This is a genomic window from Mycobacterium sp. (assembly GCF_049280035.1).
Classification (GTDB): Bacteria; Actinomycetota; Actinomycetes; order Mycobacteriales; family Mycobacteriaceae; genus Mycobacterium.
The window spans coordinates 1-1,549 of the sequence record NZ_JBAPPI010000236.1 but is presented as its reverse complement, the minus strand read 5'-3'; the positions used below and the strand labels follow the sequence as shown (position 1 = coordinate 1,549).

The window sequence follows — 1,549 nt, the reverse complement described above, 5'->3', positions numbered from 1 at the left end:
ACCCGGGAGGCCGCGTGGGTGGCCTCGGCTGCCCGTCTGCCCCGGTGGGTGCCCGAGCGCCACATCATCAGCAGCGCGAGCAGCACGCCCAAGACGGCGACTACTTGCGTCGGGCTCGGGTCGATGGTCATGGTGTCGGTCTTCCTTCCTGGTCTGGTGTGGGCTGGTGCTGGCGGTGTCGTTGCCACACTCGGTGCAGCGCGCGCCGGTCGTCCTCGGCCAGCGCACCCCACACACCGGTGGTGCACGCACCGGCGAGGCGCAGGTCCATCTCTCGGCACTGGTCGATGACCGGGCACCCTGCGCAAAGCCGCGCGGCCAATTCCCGGTCGCTGGGTGCGCAGTCGTCCCAGTCGGGTTCTTGAGCTGGCCACAGGCCCCACAGACACAGCCCCCGGCGCATCACGAGGGTGGTCAGCACGTCGGTCAGGACCTGCTGCCACCGATCGAGTCCGGCGGCCATGGCTTCGTAGTCCGGGGTGTCGTCGCGGTTCACCACGGCGCACCACCGGTCGCGCGAGTCATCTCGCGGGCGCTACGCCGCTGCGCGGCCATCTGCGCGACGTCCACGCATCCGCCATGCTCGGCTGTCTCGGCCGCCAGGCGATCCACGGCGCTGGCCGGGATGACGTACCGGGTCCGGATCCGCACCGCGGGGAAGGCGTCGTCGCGGATGGCGCGGTAAAGCGTCGCCGGAGTCACCCGCAGGATCCGCGCGGCCTCCGGGACGGTGTAGAACGCCGGGCTCACGGCGCGGTTGTTGGTGCTGTCCATTACTCGAAACTCCTCATGAAAGCGTGATGTCATCGTTTTATTGCACTGATTTCAGTGCTAAATGGACGTGCGGGATTACCGAAACGGTGGGCGGGGTTACTCTTCGTCGCTCAGGGCGGAGCGCGGAGGAATAGGTGGCGCAGGACTGGGCGGCGGTCGCGCGAGCGATTGATACGAGGCTCGCCGAGCTCAACTGGCGGCAACGCGAGTTGGCCGAACGGGCTCAGGTATCGGTCGCGATCGTGCGCGAGTTGCATCGCAACACCACCCAGCGTCACCGCAACGCCCGCACCCTTGAGGCGCTGTCGCTGGCACTGGGTTGGCACCCCGACCACCTCGACGCGGTGCTGCGCGGTCACACACCGCCCGATCGCGGCCAGCCGGCCACCTCGCCTGTGGACCCTGTTACGGCTCGATTGACCTCGATCGATCGGCGCCTGGCCGCCATTGAACGGCGGCTGGACGACCTGGCGTCTCGCGATGGCTAGGCCAGCCGGTAGCCGGCCGTTTGTGGTGTCGGTGATTTCTTGCATGGCACTACGAAACCGCGAACAGGTGCCGCTTCGTAATTGTCACCGGTTAACGACCGGACCATTAACCACCATTAACTTCGCAGCTCAGGACCGGTTTATTCACCAGCGGAGTTGGTCATGCTGACGTCGCTGCAGACCGTGCGCCGGCACCTGGGTTATACCGCAGCCCAGGTGATCGACCTCCTCACCCGCCGCGCCCACGCACTGAACCTGCCGATCGCGACGAAGGCAAGCCTCAAAAC

General features: G+C 67.0%; 3 protein-coding genes. 1 reads left to right on the top strand and 2 read right to left on the bottom strand.

Going from position 1 to position 1,549, the window contains the following annotated elements; translation table 11 throughout:
• Positions 1 to 127: 127 nt before the first annotated feature.
• Both WAN71_RS07605 and WAN71_RS07600 read right to left on the bottom strand, forming a co-directional pair.
• Entirely contained in the window at positions 128 to 496 is a 369-nt protein-coding gene (locus tag WAN71_RS07605) for a WhiB family transcriptional regulator (protein WP_422224748.1), read from the bottom strand.
• Complete coding sequence (locus WAN71_RS07600; protein ID WP_422224747.1) at positions 493 to 774, bottom strand: helix-turn-helix domain-containing protein; 282 nt, start codon at positions 772 to 774, stop codon at positions 493 to 495. The genes WAN71_RS07605 and WAN71_RS07600 overlap by 4 nt, the downstream gene beginning before the upstream one ends.
• 134 nt (positions 775 to 908) lie before the next feature.
• Between WAN71_RS07600 and WAN71_RS07595 the strand changes: the two genes are divergently transcribed.
• Positions 909 to 1,262, top strand: coding sequence for a hypothetical protein (locus WAN71_RS07595; protein WP_422224746.1), 354 nt, complete (start codon positions 909 to 911; stop codon positions 1,260 to 1,262).
• The last annotated feature ends 287 nt before the right edge of the window (positions 1,263 to 1,549 follow it).